Genomic DNA, 20,721 nt, shown 5'->3' with positions numbered 1-20,721 from the left:
GAGCTTAATGGCTGGTTGCCGCCTTGGCCTGGCGCATTGCGGCCAGATATTTCTCGCCGGGACGAGAGGCCATGGCGGCGACCTTGATACGGGTTTGTTCGCGGTGGGCCTCTGCACGCTGACGGGCAGCTTCGCCCTGCGCAATCAGAATCCGCACACTTTCCCGCAATTCGATCTGCTTATCCATCGCATACCTCATGCTGCTGCAAGATCGGCAACCTCGCCGAACTGGATGATCAAACGGGGCTCGCTCATATCCCCCGATTCTTCGTCCACCTTGACCGCATAGGCCGCTACGCCGGGGAAGCGCGCGGACATGGAGGTGGCGATCTTCTCTGCACTGACAGCGTTCGATGCCTGACGCATTTCGCCGGGAGCGACGCCGCCGCGAACCTTCTTGAAGGGCATGACGATGAACTTCTCTGCTGTTGCCATCTCGATCATCTCCTGATTTGTTCTCTATATGTTCTGTTTTGACGCGAAAGTCAATTGATCTTTTTCGACGCCTCCTCCGTGTTGCTGTTCGGATGTTGAAGCATGAACCTTTCGGCTGCGGCGGCAGCGTGCCAGACCGCAAAAAACCAGAACAAAGATTCCTCTCGCGCCTGGGAACTTTTGCAGCGGAAATCCGTTACCGCGTGAGCATCTGACCGACCTCATCCAGTGCGCCGTGGTAGAGTGTGAAGGCTGTTATGCTCCGAGTACCTGCGCCGTGCCGTCGAAAAGCATCATATCTGCCGATCCCTGACGTCCGTCGATCGACAGGACATCTCGATGGACCAAGCCGAGATCTTCTCAATACACAGACAAGGAACAGGACCCATGGACCAGTCCGTAAAATCGCGCCGCAAGGCTGACCTGAAAACCCCAACGGGCCTTTCGCAGGAGGGCGTGAAAGATATCTCGGGCGGTGCTTCGGCCCTGCTTGCCGATGTCTTTGCGCTTTATCTCAAGACGAAAAATTTTCACTGGCACATGTCCGGCGCAAATTTCCGGGACTATCATCTGCTGCTCGACGACCACGGTGCGGAACTGCTGGCGATTACCGACCCTCTGGCTGAACGCGTCCGCAAATTGGGTGGCTCGACCCTGAAGTCGATCGGCGATATCTCCCGCCAGCAGCGCATCAAGGACAACGACGCCGATTTCGTTCATCCGCACGAGATGCTGGCCGAATTGCGCGACGACAATGGCGCCTTGGTCCAGAGCATGCGGGAACTGCACGATACCTGTGACGAACATGGTGATGTTGCAACGGCAAGTCTGCTGGAAAACTGGATCGATGAAGGGGAGAAGCGGGTCTGGTTTCTGTTCGAGATCCTTCGGGGCACCAACGCGCGATAAAAGCCGTTGAGCCAGAATTAGAAAAGGCGCAGGCCGGTCAGCCTGCGCCTTTTTCGTATGACCCGGCGTTATCGCCGGCAGGACTGAGGCGTAGCCTTCAAATGTTGCCATCCTTCAGGCGCGACAGGAGATACTTGCCATAGGTGCTCTTTCCGAGCTTCTTGCCAAGAACTTCCAGCTGGTTGGCATCGATGAAGCCGCTGAGATAGGCGATTTCTTCCGGGCAGGCGATCTTGAACCCTTGGCGACGTTCCAGCGTCGCGACGAAGTCACCGGCATCCAGCAGGCTGTCCGGCGTTCCCGTATCGAGCCATGCATAGCCGCGGCCCATGAGTTCGACGTTCAGGTCACCGCGTTCGAGATACGCCTTGTTGACGTCGGTGATCTCAAGCTCGCCGCGCGGGGAAGGCTTGAGATTGGCGGCGATGTCGATGACGTCGCTGTCATAGAAATAGAGGCCGGTGACGGCCCAGTTGGACTTTGCCGCCTCGGGCTTCTCTTCGATCGAGAGCGCCTTCATGCCCTTGTCGAACTCGACCACGCCATAGCGTTCCGGGTCGGCGACGTGATAGGCGAAGACGGTGGCCCCCTTGGTACGCGCGCTGGCGCGGGCGAAAAGGTCGGTGATGCCGTGACCGTAGAAGATGTTGTCGCCGAGGATGAGGCAGGATGGATCGGAACCGACGAAATCCGCGCCGATGATGTAGGCCTGCGCGAGACCGTCGGGAGACGGTTGTTCGGCATAGGTCAGGTTGATGCCCCAGGCGCTGCCGTCGCCCAGAAGGCGCTGGAAGTTCGGCAGGTCGACGGGTGTCGAGATGATCAGGATGTCCCTGACGCCGGCCAGCATCAGCGTGGACAGCGGATAGTAGATCATCGGCTTGTCGTAGACCGGCATCAGCTGCTTGGATGTGACGAGTGTCATCGGATGCAGTCGCGTGCCGCTGCCGCCGGCGAGAATGATACCCTTCATCGAATTACTCCTGATAAAATCATGCCTCAAGGATGCGGGCGACGACGATTTCGGTTGCCGGGCGCCAATCCTGAAGGACGACGCCATGGATGGATGACAGCTTGGTGCCGTCGAGCTGTGAATTGGCAGGACGTTTCGCCGGCGTCGGATAGGCGCTGGACGGGATGGGATTGACCGTCGCGGATGGGCCATCGCGTTCCGCCGATAGGCGGAAGATTTCGGTTGCGAACTCCGCCCAGTTGGCCCGACCGGCATTGGTCAGGTGGAACGTGCCGCGCAGGGCTGCGTCCTTGCTCTTCAGTAGGTTGTCGGCGACCTTGAGCACGGCGTCTGCAATGTCGAGTGCAGATGTCGGGCAACCGACCTGGTCGGCAACCACGTTCAGTTCGTCGCGGTCGACCGCCAGACGCAGCATCGTCTTCACGAAGTTTTTGCCGTAGGGGCTGTGAACCCACGCGGTGCGCAGAATGGCGTGGTTCGGCGTTGCAGACGCGACAGCCTTTTCGCCGGCGAGCTTCGAGCGGCCATAGGCGCCGATCGGTGCGACTGGATCCGTCTCGACATAGGCGCCTGTCTTGGTGCCATCGAAGACATAATCGGTCGAGATGTGAACGATCGGAATGTCAAGGCCGGCGGCCGCCCGTGCCAGCGCGCCTGGAGCCTCGCCGTTGACCTTTGTCGCCAGGTCTTCCTCGGTCTCTGCCTGGTCCACGGCCGTATAGGCGGCCGCGGAGATGATGATGTCCGGTCGGATGGCGGCAATCGCGGCGCCGAGGGTCTCGGGGGCACCGAAGTCTACCTCCGGCCGTCCGAACGTGGCGATGGCGATATCGGGACGATCGGCGGCCCGCTCGATGATCGAGCGGACGACCTGTCCTTCCTTGCCGGTAACGAGATAGGTCAGGGCCATCAGGAGGCCTTCGTCTGCGTCTGAATGAGACCGAGGCGACCGCCGTCATAGCCATCGCGCAGCGGCTTCCACCACCACTCGTTCTCCAGATACCACCGCACGGTCTTCTCGATTCCGGTGTCGAAGTTTTCGAGGGCCTTCCAGCCCAACTCCGTTTCCAGGCGCGTCGCATCGATCGCATAGCGGGCGTCGTGTCCCGGACGGTCGGTGACGTGCTCGATCAGCTTGGCGTGCGGTGCGCCCTGCGGACGTAGCGTGTCCATGAGTTCGCAAACGCGATGCACGACGTCGATGTTGCGCCGCTCGTTCCGGCCGCCGACATTGTAGGTCTCGCCGACCTGGCCGCGTTCGGCGATCAGATCCAGCGCGCGGGCGTGATCCTCCACATACAGCCAGTCGCGAATATTGGCGCCGCTGCCATAGACCGGCAGCTTCTTGCCGTGCATGGCGTTGAGGATGATCAGCGGGATCAGCTTTTCCGGGAAGTGATAGGGGCCGTAATTGTTCGAGCAGTTGGACACGACGATCGGCAGGCCGTAGGTGCGCTGCCAAGCTTTCGCCAGGTGGTCGGACGAGGCCTTGGAGGCCGAGTAGGGCGAGCTCGGATCGTAAGGTGTCGTCTCCGTGAAGAGACCTTCGTCGCCGAGCGACCCGTAGACCTCATCGGTGGAGACGTGAAGGAAACGGAAAGCGTCCTTGGCGTCTGCTTCCAGCGTGTTCCAATAGGCCCGGGCGGACTCGAGCATCGTGAAGGTGCCGATCACGTTCGTCTGGACGAAGTCGGCAGCACCGGTGATCGAGCGGTCCACGTGGCTCTCGGCTGCGAGATGCATCACGCGATCCGGGCGGAAGGTGTCGAAGGCTTCCTGGATCGCACTGCGATCGCAGATATCGGCCTGCAGGAACCTGTGGTTGGCCTGGTTGCTGATGCTCTCGAGAGAGGTCAGCGTCCCTGCGTAGGTGAGCTTGTCGATCGTCAGAACGTCGTAGCCCTTTTCAAGGACAAGATAACGGACGACGGCCGAACCGATGAAGCCGGCACCTCCGGTAACAATAACACGCATATTGATCGGTTCCTGACTGGTTTACGAGTTGGCGTTGGCGCCGGTGTAGATGAAGCTTTCCTTCAGGTCGGCAAGCATCGGCTGAAGGGTGTCCTTCTTCGAGAGAACGGGCGTCTTGGCAACATCGGGCCAGACGATGCCGATGGCCGGATCGTCCCAGCGAAGTCCGCGGTCGTGCTCTGGGCTGTAGTAGTCGGTCACCTTGTAGCTGACCTCGGTGGCCGGGACCAGTGTGCAGAACCCATGGGCAAAGCCGGCGGGGACCCACAGCTGGTGGCCGTTCTGCGCCGTCAGTTCGGCACCGACATACTGGCCATAGGTCGGCGAACCGACACGGATATCGACCGCAACGTCGTAGATGGCGCCGGCAATGCAGCGCACAAGCTTGCCCTGAGCACGTGGTTCGAGCTGGAAATGCAGACCGCGCACCGTCCCGGCGTCTGCTGAGAGCGACTGATTGTCCTGACGGAATTCGACTTTGGCTGCCTGCTCCTCGAACAGGGATTGGCGAAACGTTTCCATGAAGTAACCCCGGTCGTCGCCGATCTTATTCGGCTTGATCAGGACCACGTCGGGGATCGAGAGGCGCTCAAAATTCATCCAAATTTCCATCTGTCGTTGCTAATGCAGGTCTGTCTGTCGGCGGCACTTGTACCAATTGAACTGTGCATCTTTCAAGACACCCTGTCAGAACGAGGCATATGCAAGAGACGAGCCATGTCGAAATCATAGCATTTTACCCCGTCTTTGCGCGCTAAACTGCGTTTCTTCCCACCGGATCGCCTAATAACAACGCAATCGGGATGAAGCTCAGGACGGCCCACGCTGCGAGTTCCCCTGCGGAGGCAGACAACATGCGGGATGCCTGACGCGCCCGCTCGGAAAGCGATCTCTGACGACATCAAGTTCTTATTTAAGCGACAATGGTCAGGAAGCGGCAAGGTCGCCGCTTCATGGTCGTTTTCCCGTGGGAGAGATTGCGGTCTGCGCTATAGTTTAGCGTGACGTAATTGGAAGAAAGCTGCCGACATGCCGCATCGCAGGGACGCTCGCAACAGGCCGACAGAGGGCGCCAAAGCACGTGTGGCAGAAGGCGCCACGGGTGCAGCTGCAGGGGAACTCGAGGAAGAGCAGTCGCTTGGCCAACAACTCCGGATGATGCAGCAGGCATTCATGGCCTCGCCGTCGCGACGCATCATCCTCCTTCTGGCGGCCGGTCTTCTCACCGTCATCGTTGCGATTGCCATCGGCCAAATCTTTCTCAATCGTTGGTACAAGCCGTTCTACGATACGTTGGAACGACGCGACCTTCCGGCATTCCTCGGGCAATTCGTCGTTTTCGGTCAGATCGCGGGGGTCATCCTTGTTCTCAATGTCATCCAGACCTGGCTGGGACAATGGATCAAGATCAAGTTGCGGGAGGGCCTGACGCGGGACCTGATCACGGAATGGATGAAGCCGACGCGGGCCTTTCGCCTTGCCAATGCCGGTTCGCTCGGCATCAATCCGGATCAGCGCATTCATGAGGATACACGGCATCTGACGGACCTGACGGCGGGCCTCGGCATCGGGCTTGTCCAGTCCGGCATTCTTCTGGTCAGCTTCATCGGGGTGCTCTGGTCCCTCTCGGCCGGGTTCGTCTTCCGCTTCCAAGGCTATTCGATCGCCATTCCCGGCTACATGGTCTGGGCCGCTATTCTTTATGCCGGTATCGCTTCCTGGCTGAGCTGGCTGGTCGGACGGCCGCTCGTCAAGCTGAACGGCGAACACTATCAACGCGAGGCAGCGCTCCGCTTTTCGCTCATGCGGGTCAACGAGCATATCGAAGCTGTCTCCCTGTCGGGCGGCGAAGCGAACGAGAAGCGCCGGATCGAGCGCGATCTGGCCTCCGTGCTGGAAATCAGCCGTGGCCTGATGTTCGCCATGACGCGCCTTACCTGGGTGACGGCGGGCTATGGCTGGGTAACGGTCATTGCGCCGATCGTCATTGCCGCGCCGGTATTCTTTGCGGGAAACCTGTCTTTCGGGGGCCTGATGATGGCTGTCGGCGCGTTCAATCAGGTCCATGCTTCGCTGCGATGGTTCGTTGACAACATCCAGGCCGTGGCAGACTGGCGCGCGACCCTGTTGCGGGTTTCCGCCTTCCGCTCCGCCATGCTGATGACCGACGAGCGCTACGAGAACGACAAGCGGATCGTCTATGCCGCGCCAGGCTCCGGCAGTATCGTCATGGACGATCTCGCAGTGGCCTCGCCTGCTGGCAGCGTCAAGCTTGCCGACACGCATGTCGAGATCATGGCTGGAGACAGGGTGCTGATCACCGCGAGGACCGACGTCGACAAGAGCTCCTTCTTCCGTGCGATCACCGGGCTCTGGCCCTGGGGTCGCGGGCGGCTTGCGCTGCCGCCGCCAGAGAGCATGGCGTTCATTCCCCGCGCACCCTATTTTCCGCCGGGAACCGTCGCGGAAACCTTGATCCATCCTGCAACGCCGGACCGTTTCCCGCGCGAGCAACTCGCATCCGTGTTGACGCGTGTCGGGCTCGATCGTTTTGTTGCGGCTCTCGATCAACCGCTCCAATCTCAGGTGAAACCGACCGAAGCGGAGTTGCGCCTGCTCGCCATTGCCCGGCTTGGCCTCCACAAGCCGCGCTGGATCGTTATCGAGGAGGTGCTCGACACGCTCGATCCAGACACCTATCAGCGCGTCGTCACCTTCTTCATGGTCGAAACGGCCAAGGCCGCAATCGTCAATATTGGTCGAATCCAGCCCAACGATGTGTTCTTCAAGCGCGTCCTGCACCTGGAAAATGATCCGGGCGGCAAGACGCTGAAGCGCCTGCAGCCTCGGAGCCTGCGGACGCACGTGACGCATCGCGACGGTTAGAGCGCCTTTTTCCGCGGTCATTAAGGGGACATTGGCGAATTCGCGCTATGTCGAGGGAGAACCCGAAAGGGCAACGTCATGATATCCGCGCTCCGGCGCATCGGGGGACGCTCGACGTGGAAGGATCGTTGCATCACCGCTTCTCCCTCGTGGTGGCCACCCTTGGTCGCGTCGAGGAGATCGAGCGCCTTCTGATCTCTCTTGCGGCCCAACAGCGCCGGGACATCGAAGTGCTGTTCGTCGACCAGAATGGCGATGAGCGACTGACGTCCCTTCTGGCGCGTTTTTCCGGTGATCTCGACATCGTTCATATCCGCTCGCCAGAAAAGGGTGTGTGTCGTGCCCGAAACCGCGGCGCGAGGCAGGCCCGCGGCACATGGCTGATGTTTCCCGACGATGACTGCTGGTATCCCGCGGACTTTTTCCGCTCTCTGGACGCCCTGATGGCCGCCACGCCTGCAGACATCTATAGCGGCCGCCCAACGGACATGGAGGGACGGACGATCATGGGGCGTTTCGCCAGCGAGGCCGTGACCCTGACGCGGGACACGGTATGGGACACGCTGATGGAATGGATCGTCGTCGTGCGGCGTCGTGTCTTTGAAGCCGTGGAAGGCTTCGATGTGGCCCTCGGGCCGGGGTCGGGCACGATCTGGGGGGCGCATGAAATCCAGGACATGGTGCTGAAATGCTTGGAGACGGGAGCGACCGGGCGCTATTTCCCAACGCTCAATGCCCATCATCCCGAAGATCACGGCGATCGACGCACGTTCGACAATGCGCAGAAGATGTATCGATACGGTGCCGGACTTGGTTACGTGCTTCGCCGGCATGATTTCCCGATGAGACGCTTTCTGCCGGAATTGGTGCGCCCGCTTGCTGGTATGATCCTCTACGGGGTTCAGCGGGATTGGGCCATGGCGCGCCGCTCCCGCCATCTCTTCCTCGGCCGTTTGCAAGGCTGGCGTACAGCGCCTCGCCGACAGACCAACCGGCCGCCGGTTCTCGAGACCGGCCGTCCACCCGTGTGATCAGCCACGAGCAATAACCAGATTCTAGACTGACGAGCCCCGCTCGGAGGTGCTTCCAACCAACGGAACCAATGCGCAATGTCTGCCGTCAGCATGGATACCATCGCGATGCCGTGTTCTGCAGGCCAGCCCGTCACGTTCGAAAACACCATTGGCCTTTACACACCGGCACAAGGGTTGGCGACGCGGGCAGCCGTGCTGTTCGTCAGCCCCTGGGGACTGGAGGAACTGTGTGTGCACAAGGCCTGGCGCGAGCTTGCCGATCGTCTCGCGTCAGTCGGTGTTGCAAGCCTGCGCTACGATCATCCCGGTACGGGCGATGCGCTGGACATCTCCGTGCCCGCCGGTCTCGAACCCTTTGCCGCGACAGCACTGGCGGCGGCACGGAGACTGCGTGATCTCACCGGTTGCGACCGTCTGGTGGTGGTGACGCAGGGTTTCGGGGCCTTACCCATTCTCGCCCTCCTGCAGGCACAGGATTCATCGTTTCAGCCGGAAGGTGTCGCTTTTCTTGCCCCTGTCACCCATGGACGGCGCTATCTGCGGGAGTTGTCGCTGTGGTCGAAGGTCGTCGATGAGGGCCTGGGTCTGCCGCCGGGCAGCAGTGGGCCGAACACGTCGATAGCCGGGCTCGTCATGGAGGACAGCGTTGCCGCCGCGGTGCGCAGTGCGGATCTCAGGGCTTTCGAACCGCCGGCCTCGATCCGCTTTTTCATTGCGGAACGCCCGCAATCCGACATGGATGCAGGCTTTTCCCGCCAGCTGCAGAATGCGGGGGCGGATGTTACCCGCGTGGACTTCGAGGGGTATTCCGATCTCGTGTCGAACCCCATTACTGCCGAGGCGCCCATTGCCGTCTTAAAGGCACTGACGACGTGGATCCTCGGTTTCGATCTCTCAAACGCCAATGGAGGGCCGGGTCCGGGCATGCCGTCTTCCGGCGTCCTCGACGGCAGCGACTTCATCGAATGTCCCATGCGGTTCGGTGCCGGCGACCGGCTGTTCGGTGTCCTTTGCACGCCTGCCAATGCCATTCCCGCGGGCACCGCCTTGCTGCTGGGCACGGGCTACGATCGCCAGTCCGGCTGGGCCCGATCGACCGTCGAGACCGCGCGCTTTCTGGCGGCTTCCGGGATCGCGTCCTTCCGCTTCGATGCCGCCGGCGTCGCCGACAGCCCTCCCGTACCGAACGGAGAGGCGCAGGTGCTCTATTCGCCGGGTCAGATTGCCGATGTGCGCGCGGCGCTCGATCGCATCGAGGCCATCGGTCTGCCCGATCCGGTTTTCGTTGGCCGATGCAGTGGCGCCTATCTCGCGTTCAACGCGGCACTGGCCGATCCGCGTTGCCGGGGCGTGATCGCCGTCAATATCCTGACCTTCGCCTGGGATCCCCGCGATGATGTCGACCAGATGGTTCGCTACAACCCGCGTTCCCTGGAAGATTACAAGCGACGCGCCTTTCGCATGGAGACCGCCTACAGATTGATCTCCGGCAAGATCGACATGCCGCGCGCGGCCGGCAATATTCTGAAGATCGTGGCGCGCCGCGTTTCGAAGGCGGTAGCGCCGGTGATGGGATCGCTGTCCGTCGACGCGAAGCTTCGCACCGGCGTGCACCGCGCGTTCCGGCAGCTGCGCGAGCGCCATGTCCCGGTTTCGCTCGTCTACAGCGAAGGCGACATCGGATTGGCCCGACTCGGACAGCATTTCGGCCGGGACGGCCAGCTCTTGGCGCGCTACCCAAATGTCTCCCGCTTCCTGCTGGCCGACGCGGACCACAATGTGACGCCACCCGCTGCACGCAGCGCGTTGCGCCACCACATCCGCGATACGATCCTCGCGTTCACATCCTCCACGCGCAAGGTCGGATAAGCGCTCGGGGCGTTTACATCAGACGTGCACGGGAAAGGCACTGCCGATCGCGGTGATCTCGCAGCCAGGGCGTGTCGACGTCGCTTCCGCGTTTGCGACGGGCCACGGCATCAATCCGATGCGGCGTGCCGGGCCCGGGGCGAGGTGGAACCAGTTGTCGGACGGCAGAAAGCCGGGACAAACAATGTGTATCGATTGCGCGAAGCGGTCGGTGGCGATGTCGACCGCGAACCCGCCCGCGATATCCACCACCGCTGCGGTCAGCGTCGCATCGTGGATGGCTGCGCGGCGACCGAGCGGAAAGTGGAAGGCATCGGCGATCACCATGTTCGTCTCCGACGAAACGAGGCGTGCCTCGGTTACGTCATGCTGCGGACCGGCGAAACGAAAGGCATAGGTCGTATCGTAGAAAGCCCCGAACAGGTCGGTCGCCGCGAGACGCCTCTTCGATCTCGGGGCAAGCACGGTTTCATGCCGGCCGGAGACGACGGGCTGGCGACCGGCGCGCAGGCATGTCAGCTCCAGCCGCACGGGGACGGCGTCGGCCGTATCGTTGACGAGATGGACATCAAGGCCGTTCGTTCCTTCGTCGAGGAGCAAGACCTGAACGGGGCGAAAGGCACGACGGGCGGCGTGCCAGACGGGCTTCGGCAGACCCGTGGCATCGACAAGGCCCCAGCCGGCTCCCGCAAGCAGATCCTGGAGTGTCCAGACGAGCGCGCCACCGCATCCGGATCCCGTCCGTCGCCACTCAGAGAATGTCGCCTCGACGACTTCGCCCGTGACGGCGCGGGAAAGATCAAGATAGCGCGCGGGATCCTCCCGTCTGAGCCGGGCAGGGTCAAGGCCATAGAGAAGGCCAAGATAATGATCCCGCGTATCCTCGAAGTCCCAGGAAGCATCGCGATCGCGGGGGACGCGCGCCTTCCAGCGGGGATCGTGGACGGGCGCGACCGGCAGATGCGTGTCGAGCGTCGCCTGTTCCGGCACGTTGGAAAAGGCGAGGCATTCGGCGGCGAAACGAACATCGGCGCGTCTGGCGTCCTCCAGCGGTCGTTCATAGGCGCCGACGCCGTAGTAATGCCCAACGCCTGCGTTCGGCGAAAACGGCTGCGCGCCGCCGAACGGAGAGTTGGGGACATAGACAAGATCTGGACGAAGGTCGGCGACGATGCCGGGGAGAAGCGTCTCCGTGAGGGGGCCGGCCCAGACCCGTTCTGCAAGGCCCATCATCGCGGCCTGCTGGTACATTTCGCTGCCGCCGCAAACGATGACGAGCGATGGAGACGCACGCGTCATTTGCAGCAGCGTCTCGACCTCTTCCCGAAGCGCTTCGGCGAAAACCTCGTCTTCGGCCGGATAGTCGAAATTGGCCAGCATGACGTCCTGCCAGACCATCAGACCGAGCTCGTCGCAGAGCGCGAAAAATGCCTGGGTTTCATAGGTCATAGTTCCGCCGATGCGGATCATGTTCATGTTGGCTTCGGCGGCCAAGTGAAGCCAGGGCGCATAGGCCGTACGGTCTCCCGGCAGTCTCGCGATGTCCGCATTGGTCCAGACGGCGCCGCGGCAGAAGACATCGACGCCGTTGACCTTCAGAGCGAAATGCGTGCCATCGGCACCCCGATCAATCTCGGTTCGCCGGAAGCCGGTGCGACCGAGAGCGATGCGATCTCCGTTGACGAGGATCTCGACGTCGTGAAGCCGCGGCTCCCCATGACTGCGCGGCCACCAGGGGGCGATACCGGGGAGAACGAGTGTCGCCTCTGCGTGACCGTCTTCAACCGACATGTCTGTCACGTGACCGGCGCAGCAAAGGCGGATCGGAAGGGTCGTCGTGGTCTCGAAACGGACGGTGAGATGGCCTGTGCCGTCCGCGTCGAGCGCAGCAGCGATGTTGACAGCACCGACGGCCGTCTCTTGAGGACGCTCGAGCGTCACCGGACGATAGGGCCCGGCCGCCTGGATCTCCGGACACCAGCCCGGCATGTAGCCGAGTGTCGTGGTCCGCACACCGCGCAGACCTGCAGGCACGATCATTTTGGTGCGCCAGCGCGCGCGCTTCAACTTTCGCGACAGATGCGGCAGGAGAGCCCGGCAGCAGATCGCAAGGCGGTCCTTGTCCCCGGTGAGGCGGACGGAAACGGCATGACGCGTGAACATGCTCTGCGACGACAGGATCTTTTCGCCATTGAGAAAGACGTCCGCGATGGTCGCAAGCCCTTCGAAGCGCAGAAGGGCCTCTCCCGGCCGTTCGTCCTCGAGAACGGTGAGGAACCAGGCGTCCTGCCCGTTCAGTGGATGCGGGGCGGTACGGTCGAAAAGGCCTGCCGCTTCTAGCGCTTCAGCCACGGTGCCGGGGACCAGGGCCGGGATGCCGTCGTCGTCGGTCAGACCGGAAGGCTCCGTGTGTAAACCCGGAGCCGTCAGGACGAGGCGCCAGCCTTGTGTCACGGGCCGTGGATCCACAAGACGGAGGCAGGCGGGAAGCGATGTCATGATGGCCTGCGTTTCCTGTGTCTCGACCTTCAGAGGCGGGTCAGGCGAGCTTCGTCGCCAGCCCTTGCATCAGCGTGTCCCAGGCCTCGGCAGCGGGCGTGAGCGTGCCGGCGAGGGCGTCGAACCTCTTTCGGTTGACGGCACGTGCGACCTGGAACTGGACGGTCTTGCCGACTTCGGAGATCTTCAGCGCGGCGAGACGTTCGGTCTCATAGCGCCCATCGGTCGCAAGCCAGGCGAGATGCGTGGCCAGAAGCTCGTAGTTCGCGCCGAATTGACGAAGCGTGTTGAAGGCGTATTTGTGGAAGAAGTCGAAGTCGCGGCCGGCCAGCGCCTCGACCTGCCCGGGCAAGACGGCGGCAAAAGCGTGAAACGGGTTCGCGCTCGGGCGGCGGGCGAAATGGAAGGCGAGCCGCGCGTCTGCTGCTTTCCGGAGATGGGCCTCGTCCGGGCGCCCGTTCGGCAGCTTGGCGAACTCGGTGTAGGGCAAGAGCGGCAAAGCGTCCGGCGCGCTCAGCGTCTGGAACAGGCCATCGAAATCGTCGCCTTCCAGGCGAAAGAAGCCGCCATTGTGAAAATAATCGAGGCTGCGACCGGCGGCATCCAGCCGGTTGATCCCGATCGTCGTCTTGCCGTGCTCGCGGCGGTAGGCCACGCCGGCGGTGTCGGGCATGAAGAAGCTGTCCATCTCGACGAGGCAGAGACGGCCGCGCGCGATCTGGGTCTCCACATGCCTCTCGACCTTGTCGAAAATGGCAAGCTCCGTGCAGGTGATGCCGTAAAGCGTGTCGAGGTCTTCCAGCGGCACCTTGAAAAAGGTGAATTGGTCGCCTTCGAAATCCTGCGTCAGCGTGAAGCCGAGCATGGCTTCCGGCGGCAAATTCATCGTGTTCAAGACCTCGATCCACAGATCGATGTAACAGTTGGTTTCCGGCCACATGCGCTCCTGGTCGTGGAGCGCATGCGGGCGATAGGTCTCGGGCGCGAGGCCGGGGAACACGGCTTGCATGGATGTATCAGCCCCAGAGCGTCTTGCGGACGTGCGCCGGCCAGGCCGCGACGTCGAGGCCATGATGCTTGAACAGGGCCAGGGCGATGCGTTCCAGTCCAAAGCCGACGCAGGCTGTATGGGCAGTCTCACCGTCTTCCGTCGTCAGACCCCAGGTCTTGCCGAAATGATCCTGGTGGTAGTTGAAGCTCATGCAGGCGGTCGGGCCGGCATTGGCATTCACAGGGATCAGCAGCTCGAACTTGAGGTTCTGATTGCGCTGGTTGTTCTTGTACATCTTGCCGGCGCGACCGAAAAACGGATCGTTGGCAACGTCGATCTCAACCGGGAGGCCGACCGATTCCATCAGCTTTGTGCCGCGTTCCATCCAGTCCTGGCGAAAAGCAACGACGTCCGCAGGCTTGCCCATGCGCACATATTCTCGCATGCGGAACAGCTGCATGCGGGTCGGCTCCTTCGAGGGCTCGTGGCGGAAGCAATAGGACTGCAGGTCGAACAGGCCGCCGCCGGCCGGCAGGGCGCCACGCTTGGCGATCGTCGGATAGAGCGGGTAGCAGGCAGCGGGCGTCAGGACGATATCGGTTGCCTGCTGCTGACCGGTCCAGTCCTTGCCTTCCTCCATGCAGGTGAGCAAGCTGACATGGTCCAGCTCGCAACCGCAGAAGGAATGGATGGTGCCGGCCAGTTGCGGAAAGCTCTTCATGTAGCCCGAGCCTTCGAAGTGGGCGCGATTCATGCCGGGCGGGAAGCGGATGGTCTCTGGCTTGTCCACGCCGCCGAGGCCATCGATGACCGCTTCGAAGCGGGTGATGACGTCCTCGAACACGCCGCTGCGGCCGTAAAGTCCGTCGACACCGGTATCGATGAGGAGGCCGGCCGCAAACAGCCGGTCAAGCAAGGGAAGCTGCATATCCATGTCGGTTACCCCAGAAGGTTTGTTTCGATCTTGTTGACGAGAAGCATGTTCGACGTGTTCGCGAGAATGCGGTCATTGGAAATCATCAACTGCGCGGACTGCGCGTCGCGCAGGTGGCGCCCGAGCGAGAACGGGGTGCCGTTTTTGTAGCCCATGATGCCGGTGATCTGCATGGCGTGGTCGATGATCTTCGGCACGGTCTGGGAGACCGCGAGCTTGACGTTGTTCATCGCGACGGAGAAGCCCATGGAGGAAAGCTGCTCCGGCTCGACAAGGGCCGCCTCGTAGCGGGCAATTCCGGCCGTGATGTTGGCTCGGACCTGCTGCAGAAGACTCGAGGCTTCCGCGAGATGCAGTGCGCCAGGCGGTGTCTGGCCGGGGCTCTTGCGCGCTGCGGCGCGAACAAAGGCCTGCGCGCGGGTCATCGCATTGACGGCGATGCCATACCAGACGCCACCCCAAAGCAGGTGCGAACTGGCCAGCATCGATTGTGCAGCAATCTCGGCAAAGGGCTTCGGCAGGATCTGCTCCTTCGGCGCCGTCCCGTTGAAAAGGTAGCCTTCCGAACAGGTGCCGCGCATGCCGAGCGTGTCCCACTCGTTGGTCCGTTCCAGCGTGTACTGGTCTTTCGTGAAGACCGTCAGTACCTGGTCGGTGCTGGCAGCCTCCGAATGGGCGCGGGAGGTGATGAGGATCGCGTCGGCGTGACGACCGTAGGAGATGACTGTCGCATCCTTCTGCAACCGGCAGATATCTCCGTCCACGTCGATGGCGCAAATCGAATTGCGCATATTGCCGCCGATGCCGCCCTCGGTCGTCGCCGAGGCGATGAGAAGCTGTTCGTCGACGACGCGGCGCATGAAGCTCTGATGCCAGGAACTGTCGATCCCGTGAGACACGAGACTCGACAGCTTGATGTGGTGCATGGCGAAGATCATGGCAGCGGCGGAGCAGGCCTGGCCGAGAACCGTGCAGGCTTCCGCGATCTGCGCGGTCGTCGCGCCCTCACCGCCCAGTGTGACGGGGATCTGGATCGACAGGAGCCGCTCCGAGATCAGGGCATCGACAGCTTCACGCGGGAAGCGGGCATTGCGGTCCACGTCGTCGGCGTGCTGGCCTGCGATGCCCGCCACGCGGCGTGCACGCTCCAGCAGCGTCGATCCATGAGCGTTGAGGGAGACGTCCATCAGGCGGCTTCTTTCCCAGCAACGAGCTGGTTGACCGTCTGCTCGATGATCGCAATGGTGGAAAACGATTTGCGGTTCAGGAGGTTGTCGGGAAACTCGACATCGAACGTGTCTTCCAGCGCGAGCATGAGCTGGACGGAGCCATGCGACGACATGCCGGCAGCATAGAGGTCCGCGTCGTCATCCAGATCGGCTGCCGACGGCAGCGACGCATATTGGGCAAGCATCTCTCGGATTTGGGTCTTCATGGCATCGCTCCTTCTCAGCACGGCTGGGGTCTTGGCTGTCATGCGGCAGACTTACCGGTTGCAGGCTAAAAACGGGCTAAGGAATATAGCTAAAGTTTCCTCAAGCAGCGCCTCATATGGTGCGGCGGCGAGATGTGCGTGCAAAGCCCTGAAGTTGCAGGGCTCGGGCAAAGCGTCGGAGGCGTCGTTCAGGGGTTGTTAACGATAAACTGTCAATTCTTCGGACGGAGAATCTCGTGCAGATCGCTGCCTGCCGCCTCACATCGGCACGTCTCGACCGAGCGTTCTTGCAGCAACCTGGCGTGGAATGGAAGCCCCATGGACATCGATGTCTTTCAACTTCCGTCGATCGTGATGCGCCGCATCGGCATCGTCATCGGCACGGCGTTGATCTTCGGTGGCCTCGGCTTCGCCTTCGTGCTGAGCCAGCCGGCCGTGTTTCGCGCATCCACGCAGATTCTGCTCGATCCCGAGCGCCTCGCCGCGGTCGGCCAATCTGCCGGCGATACGGTCGCACCGGCCCAAGCGCAGCAGGCCATCGACAGCCAGATTTACGTCATGCAGTCATTCAGCGTCCTTTCCGAAGCGGCGCGCAAGCTCGAACTGCAAAAGGATCCCTTCTTCCAGGCGAAGGCCGGCCTGATCGGGCGGATCCTCGGGCGATCGCCTCCCGACGCGGGCGCCGATGCCGGACCCGGTTCGCTCGACGCCGCGACGGCCGGTGCGGCCGCGGCACTGGCGCAGAACCTCATCATCACCCGTGCGGACCAGTCGCTGGTGTTTACCATCACGGCCCAGCATCCGAATGCCGCCCGCGCCGCAGCAATCGCCAATACCGTGTCCACGATCTACCTGGACAAAGCGAACAAGGTCGGTTCCGACAAGAGCCTGAAGGCCAGTATGAGCCTGCAGGTCGAGGCAGAGGCGCTGCGGAAGCGGCTGCTCGAAGCTGAGGACAAGGTCGTCAAGTTCCGGACCCAGAACGGCCTGATCAGCACGGGCGAAAAGGGTTTGGTCACGGACCAGCAGCTTGAGGATGTGACGCAGCAACTGGGAAGCGCACGCGCCGCCCTGGAGCAGCAGCAGATCAACTACAATCAGGTGCGGGCTCTCACCACCGGCGATCTTGCCTCGGGGGCAATTCCCGAAGCGCTTCAGCAGACGTCGGTCACGACGCTGCGCACCCGTTATGCGCAGACGCTCGACCGGCTGGCCGAGCTGCAGACCAGCCTCGGCAGCCGCCATCCCCAGCTTTTGACCGCCCAAGCGCAGGCCGAAAGCATGCGCCGGGCGCTGGAGTCGGAGCTTAAACGGGTGCAGGACTCCGTCCGCAACACCTACGAGCGCAGCAAGGCGAATGTTGCAGCCCTCGAAGCGCGCTTTGCTGCGCTCCGTAATGCCAACGGCGACAGCGGTGACGCCCGTACGACGTTGGCACAGCTTCAGAGCGAGGCGGACGCGATCCGCGGCGTCTACACATCCTTCCTCACACGTTCGGAAGAGTTGAGCCGCCAGTATGACATCGGCTCGGGAAATTCACGCATCATCTCGGACGCACTGCCGCCGACGAAGACGACGCGGGCCTCTGCCGTGCTTGTGGCCATCGCCGGCTTCCTGTTCGGCGCCGCTGCCGGGTCGGCCATTGCCGTCGGGCTGGACATGCTCGATGGCCGCGTGACCTCCGATCGGCAGATCGTCGACATGCTCGGCGTCCCCGTCATCGCGCGCCTCGCGCCGCGCCAGATGCCGAGACATGGAGCTCTGGATAATGACGCTTGGGATGGACATCGCCCCGGCCGTTGGGGCGGTGTCCTTCAACGGTTGCGGCGGCGCCTTCCGCGCGGCGGACGGGCTACGGCCCGTTCACAGGCCATCGAACGACAGCGCGAGGCCGGTGTTGCGCGCACCGCTTATGTCTTGGCCGATGCCGTCTCCGCCATGCCCGCCCGCATCGTGTTTCTGTCGCCCGGCGCGGACACGCCGGATGAGACGCTGGTCGGTGATATCGCGCATGCGCTGGCCGCTACCGGTGCCGCGGTCGATGTCGCAACCGCATCCGTATCCGCGACATCGCCGCTGGCCGGCACCTTGCAACGGATGCAGATGGGCGGGGTGCCGGCCTTCGAGAGCGTCAATTATCGTCGCCTCGATCGCCATGCCATGCCGCGTCAGCGCAGTCGTGCATCCGGTTCCCTCCTGTCGGCCGCCGTCCGGCCTGCACCGGCCGATTTTTTAATCGTCGATGCAACGGGGGAGGAACATGCCGCGCGGCTGATGGCGTTCGTCAAGGACAGCGACGCGATCGCCATCGTCATCAAGCCGGGGCGGGTCGGCCGCGCCGATCTGAAGGACCTTGCGCAGACGCTCCGGCCTTGGGCCACCAAGCTCGTCGGGGTCGTTCTTGTCGAGGCGTCAGCCTGATGAGCGTCCTGCAGGACGTTTCCGCGCGATATGCCTTGCCGGTCCGCGACCTTGTACCATCGGACGACGACGCGTGGCGGGGCCTCTATACGCGCCTTGCGGCCTTCAGCGTCATCGGCGGCCTCGTCTTCAACGCGCTCCTTTGTCTCGTCAACACGCGTGTGACGCGGGTGTCGGACGGACATGTGATGATGTCGGAGATGGTTCTGGTCGGCTGCGTCTTCATCGTCGCGCTGGGGCGGCGCACGGCTCCGTACATGCTTCTGGCGGTCTACATCTCCTATATGCTTTTCCTGTTCACGATGCGCGGCCAACCCGACCTCAAGGCGTTGCGGGACATCCTCATCCCGATCGGCTTCTACTTCGCCGGCCGCACGCTGCACGATCTCCGGCTTGCCGATCGGCTGGTTTTCGTCTCGGCAGCCATTGTGGTGGCTGTCGGCCTGTTCGAGTACATGGCGCTTGATGTTTACATCTCGTTCTTCAACGTCATCGGCTATTATCTCGCCCGGGGCAGCGTGACCGTCGATCAGCTCTACGGGCAGACGACCGGTCTGTTCATCAGCGGCATGCGTCCGAGTGCGCGCACCATTCTGCCGTTTCTCGGCATGCATCGCGTCTCTTCGGTCTTCCTCGAACCCGTGTCGGTCGGCAATTTCGGCGCAATCGTCTATGGCTGGTGCCTGTTTAGGCCAACCATGCGCCTTCGGTTCGTAACACTCTGTCTCGCGCTGACGGTGATTGCCCTCGGAGATGCGCGGTTCGGGCTCTATACCTGCATCCTGATGACCCTGCTCCTGCCGGTCTATCGGGTCATGCCGCGACTTGCGTGGTACGTGCTGCCGTTCATCATGTTGTCGGTGCTGGCCTATTACGGCATCCAGTCAGGAACGCAGGGCGGCCCGAACGATATTGGCGGGCGGTTCCAGGTCACGGCCCATCTTCTGACCTCGCTCGACCTTCGCGTGGTGTTCGGCGCCCAGACGACGACGCAGTTCACTGCCGATTCGGGGCTTGCCTACACGCTGACGAAGTTCGGATTGTTCGGCTTCCTGGGGCTATGGGGCCTGCTCGTCTTCGCGCCGCTGAAAAGCGGCAGGGCCCGCATTTTCCACGGCATGGTCATTGTCTACCTGCTGCTGCTCATGATCATCAGCGACAGCGGCTATTCCATCAAGACCGCAGGGCTGCTGTGGTTTCTGTTCGGCACCATCTCGGTTCTCGACGAGACGGCGCTCGGGCGCGCGCCAAAGGATGCCCGGTCGGCCCCGGCAGCCAGCCCTACACTCAGCGTGGCTTGACGGCATCGAGGGCAGGGCAGCTGTCCTCTTCGCGCGCGAGCTTGCGCGTCGTGAGCGCCCTCAGTTGCAGCCTGTCGCCGGTTTCGGTCGGCTGGATGTTCAGGGGTTCGTCGGGCGACCACCAATCGCCCGCAGCCCAGTAGGTCCAGCCGATCCAGACGTCCTTTGCGTCCGCCATCACGTCGATCATGCGCGCCAGCCCGATCATGCAGTCCGATGTTGCAGAGCCGCCGAACTCGCCAAGGAAGCCGCGCGTCTTGTTGGCGCGGAACCAGTCTGTCATGGAGCGGAGCGCGGCGACGGCGTCTTCCCCGCGGGGGCAATCGTCCTGAGTCCCCGAGAAATCGCTGTCGAGATACTGGTGCACCTCAAAGGCCATGTTGTTGGCGGCGTCCTTGACCTTAATCATGGTCGAGGCATTGGAAGACCCCTCGATGTCGGCCTTCCAGCTGTGCGCACCGGTCCAGGAGACGCCGGGCACCAGCACGAGATTTTTTGCGCCCGTCTTGCGGATTGCCGCAATGGCCGCATTGGCCGGCGGCAGCCAGGCGGTGGGAGCCATGTCGAACGGCTCGTTCATCAGCCCGAAGACCACGCCTTTCTGATTGGCGAAAACCTTGGCGAGGCGCGCCCAGACATCGGCGAGCGCTGCTTGCGGCACATCCTTCGTTCCGACGATCTTTTCGTTGTATCGCGCGTAGTTGTGCAGGTCGAGAATGACCGTCTGTCCGTGCGCCCGCATGGCCGCTACGGCATCTTTCAGACGCGTCAACTCCTCGCTGTCGAGGGGGCCGTTCAGCTTTCGTTGAATGCGCTCCCAGCGGAACGGGAGGCGGACCGTGTTGAAACCTTTGCCGGCAAAGTAATCGATCGTCTCCTTGGAAGGGTAGGTATATTCCTTGCCGAATACGCCGGGCATGGTGCCGAACTCGGCACCGGCGAGGTTGACGCCGTTAAGGCATCCGGCAAGAGCCGGCTGGACGCCGGTCGAGAGGCAGGCTGCCAGCGCGAGCAGGCGGGCGGCGCGCCCGGCGAGGGAACGTTTCGGTTGCATGATGTC

At 62.5% G+C, this 20,721-nt stretch carries 18 protein-coding genes; 6 read left to right on the top strand and 12 right to left on the bottom strand.

The window, feature by feature from the left end:
- Positions 1-4 precede the first annotated feature (4 nt).
- Both ASG03_RS09445 and ASG03_RS09440 read right to left on the bottom strand, forming a co-directional pair.
- A complete protein-coding gene (locus tag ASG03_RS09445; RefSeq protein WP_062475557.1) occupies positions 5-187 on the bottom strand; it encodes a hypothetical protein in 183 nt (60 codons plus the stop codon).
- 8 nt (positions 188-195) lie between these two features.
- Positions 196-435 carry a hypothetical protein gene (locus ASG03_RS09440; RefSeq protein WP_062475554.1) on the bottom strand — a complete coding sequence of 80 codons (240 nt, stop codon included), beginning with the start codon at positions 433-435 and terminating at the stop codon, positions 196-198.
- 387 nt (positions 436-822) lie between these two features.
- Here ASG03_RS09440 and ASG03_RS09435 point away from each other — a divergent pair, with 387 nt between their 5' ends.
- Positions 823-1,344 (top strand): Dps family protein, encoded by a 522-nt coding sequence (locus ASG03_RS09435; RefSeq protein WP_062693368.1) that lies wholly within the window; start codon positions 823-825, stop codon positions 1,342-1,344.
- A 97-nt stretch (positions 1,345-1,441) separates the two neighbouring features.
- On the opposite strand, the gene rfbA is transcribed toward ASG03_RS09435, so the two are convergent.
- Genes rfbA through rfbC form a run of 4 tightly spaced genes read right to left on the bottom strand, consistent with a single transcriptional unit; the run spans position 1,442 to position 4,891 of the window.
- Complete coding sequence (gene rfbA, locus ASG03_RS09430; RefSeq protein WP_062693367.1) at positions 1,442-2,317, bottom strand: glucose-1-phosphate thymidylyltransferase RfbA; 876 nt, start codon at positions 2,315-2,317, stop codon at positions 1,442-1,444.
- 19 nt (positions 2,318-2,336) lie between these two features.
- On the bottom strand, positions 2,337-3,221 hold the full coding sequence (gene rfbD, locus ASG03_RS09425; RefSeq protein WP_156381793.1) for a dTDP-4-dehydrorhamnose reductase: 885 nt from the start codon (positions 3,219-3,221) through the stop codon (positions 2,337-2,339).
- 5 nt (positions 3,222-3,226) lie between these two features.
- Positions 3,227-4,291, bottom strand: coding sequence for a dTDP-glucose 4,6-dehydratase (gene rfbB, locus ASG03_RS09420; RefSeq protein ID WP_062475541.1), 1,065 nt, complete (start codon positions 4,289-4,291; stop codon positions 3,227-3,229).
- Positions 4,292-4,312: 21 nt separating this feature from the next.
- On the bottom strand, positions 4,313-4,891 hold the full coding sequence (gene rfbC / locus ASG03_RS09415; protein WP_062693365.1) for a dTDP-4-dehydrorhamnose 3,5-epimerase: 579 nt from the start codon (positions 4,889-4,891) through the stop codon (positions 4,313-4,315).
- Between the two features lie 429 nt (positions 4,892-5,320).
- Here rfbC and ASG03_RS09410 point away from each other — a divergent pair, with 429 nt between their 5' ends.
- From ASG03_RS09410 to ASG03_RS09400, 3 genes are all read left to right on the top strand, one after another.
- Entirely contained in the window at positions 5,321-7,177 is a 1,857-nt protein-coding gene (locus tag ASG03_RS09410; RefSeq protein ID WP_062693364.1) for an ABC transporter ATP-binding protein/permease, read from the top strand.
- 116 nt (positions 7,178-7,293) lie between these two features.
- Positions 7,294-8,208 (top strand): glycosyltransferase family 2 protein, encoded by a 915-nt coding sequence (locus tag ASG03_RS09405; RefSeq protein ID WP_162241372.1) that lies wholly within the window; start codon positions 7,294-7,296, stop codon positions 8,206-8,208.
- Between the two features lie 108 nt (positions 8,209-8,316).
- Complete coding sequence (locus ASG03_RS09400) at positions 8,317-10,080, top strand: alpha/beta hydrolase (RefSeq protein ID WP_156381779.1); 1,764 nt, start codon at positions 8,317-8,319, stop codon at positions 10,078-10,080.
- Positions 10,081-10,098: 18 nt separating this feature from the next.
- On the opposite strand, the gene ASG03_RS09395 is transcribed toward ASG03_RS09400, so the two are convergent.
- The 5 genes from ASG03_RS09395 to ASG03_RS09375 are packed head-to-tail and all read right to left on the bottom strand — an operon-like array spanning position 10,099 to position 15,939.
- Positions 10,099-12,579, bottom strand: coding sequence for a glycosyl hydrolase 2 galactose-binding domain-containing protein (locus ASG03_RS09395; protein ID WP_062693361.1), 2,481 nt, complete (start codon positions 12,577-12,579; stop codon positions 10,099-10,101).
- Positions 12,580-12,619: 40 nt separating this feature from the next.
- Positions 12,620-13,588 (bottom strand): DUF1839 family protein, encoded by a 969-nt coding sequence (locus tag ASG03_RS09390; protein WP_062475525.1) that lies wholly within the window; start codon positions 13,586-13,588, stop codon positions 12,620-12,622.
- Between the two features lie 7 nt (positions 13,589-13,595).
- Positions 13,596-14,504: an amino acid--[acyl-carrier-protein] ligase gene (locus ASG03_RS09385; RefSeq protein WP_062475522.1), complete on the bottom strand. Its 909-nt coding sequence runs from the start codon at positions 14,502-14,504 to the stop codon at positions 13,596-13,598.
- 5 nt (positions 14,505-14,509) lie between these two features.
- A complete protein-coding gene (locus ASG03_RS09380; RefSeq protein ID WP_062693360.1) occupies positions 14,510-15,691 on the bottom strand; it encodes an acyl-CoA dehydrogenase family protein in 1,182 nt (393 codons plus the stop codon).
- Complete coding sequence (locus ASG03_RS09375) at positions 15,691-15,939, bottom strand: acyl carrier protein (protein WP_062475516.1); 249 nt, start codon at positions 15,937-15,939, stop codon at positions 15,691-15,693. The genes ASG03_RS09380 and ASG03_RS09375 overlap by 1 nt, the downstream gene beginning before the upstream one ends.
- A 318-nt stretch (positions 15,940-16,257) precedes the next feature.
- Here ASG03_RS09375 and ASG03_RS09370 point away from each other — a divergent pair, with 318 nt between their 5' ends.
- Positions 16,258-18,360 carry a GumC family protein gene (locus tag ASG03_RS09370; RefSeq protein ID WP_062693359.1) on the top strand — a complete coding sequence of 701 codons (2,103 nt, stop codon included), beginning with the start codon at positions 16,258-16,260 and terminating at the stop codon, positions 18,358-18,360.
- Entirely contained in the window at positions 18,360-19,661 is a 1,302-nt protein-coding gene (locus ASG03_RS09365; protein WP_062693358.1) for a hypothetical protein, read from the top strand. The genes ASG03_RS09370 and ASG03_RS09365 overlap by 1 nt, the downstream gene beginning before the upstream one ends.
- Here ASG03_RS09365 and ASG03_RS09360 read toward each other — a convergent pair.
- The gene (locus tag ASG03_RS09360) at positions 19,648-20,715 is read right to left on the bottom strand and encodes a glycoside hydrolase family 5 protein (RefSeq protein WP_062693445.1); all 1,068 of its coding nucleotides are present in this window, start codon (positions 20,713-20,715) and stop codon (positions 19,648-19,650) included. The genes ASG03_RS09365 and ASG03_RS09360 overlap by 14 nt on opposite strands.
- Positions 20,716-20,721 lie beyond the last annotated feature (6 nt).

The sequence above is a fragment of the Rhizobium sp. Leaf341 genome (assembly GCF_001424325.1).
Classification (GTDB): domain Bacteria; phylum Pseudomonadota; class Alphaproteobacteria; order Rhizobiales; family Rhizobiaceae; genus Ferranicluibacter.
This window is presented reverse-complemented; position numbering and strand designations above follow the sequence as displayed.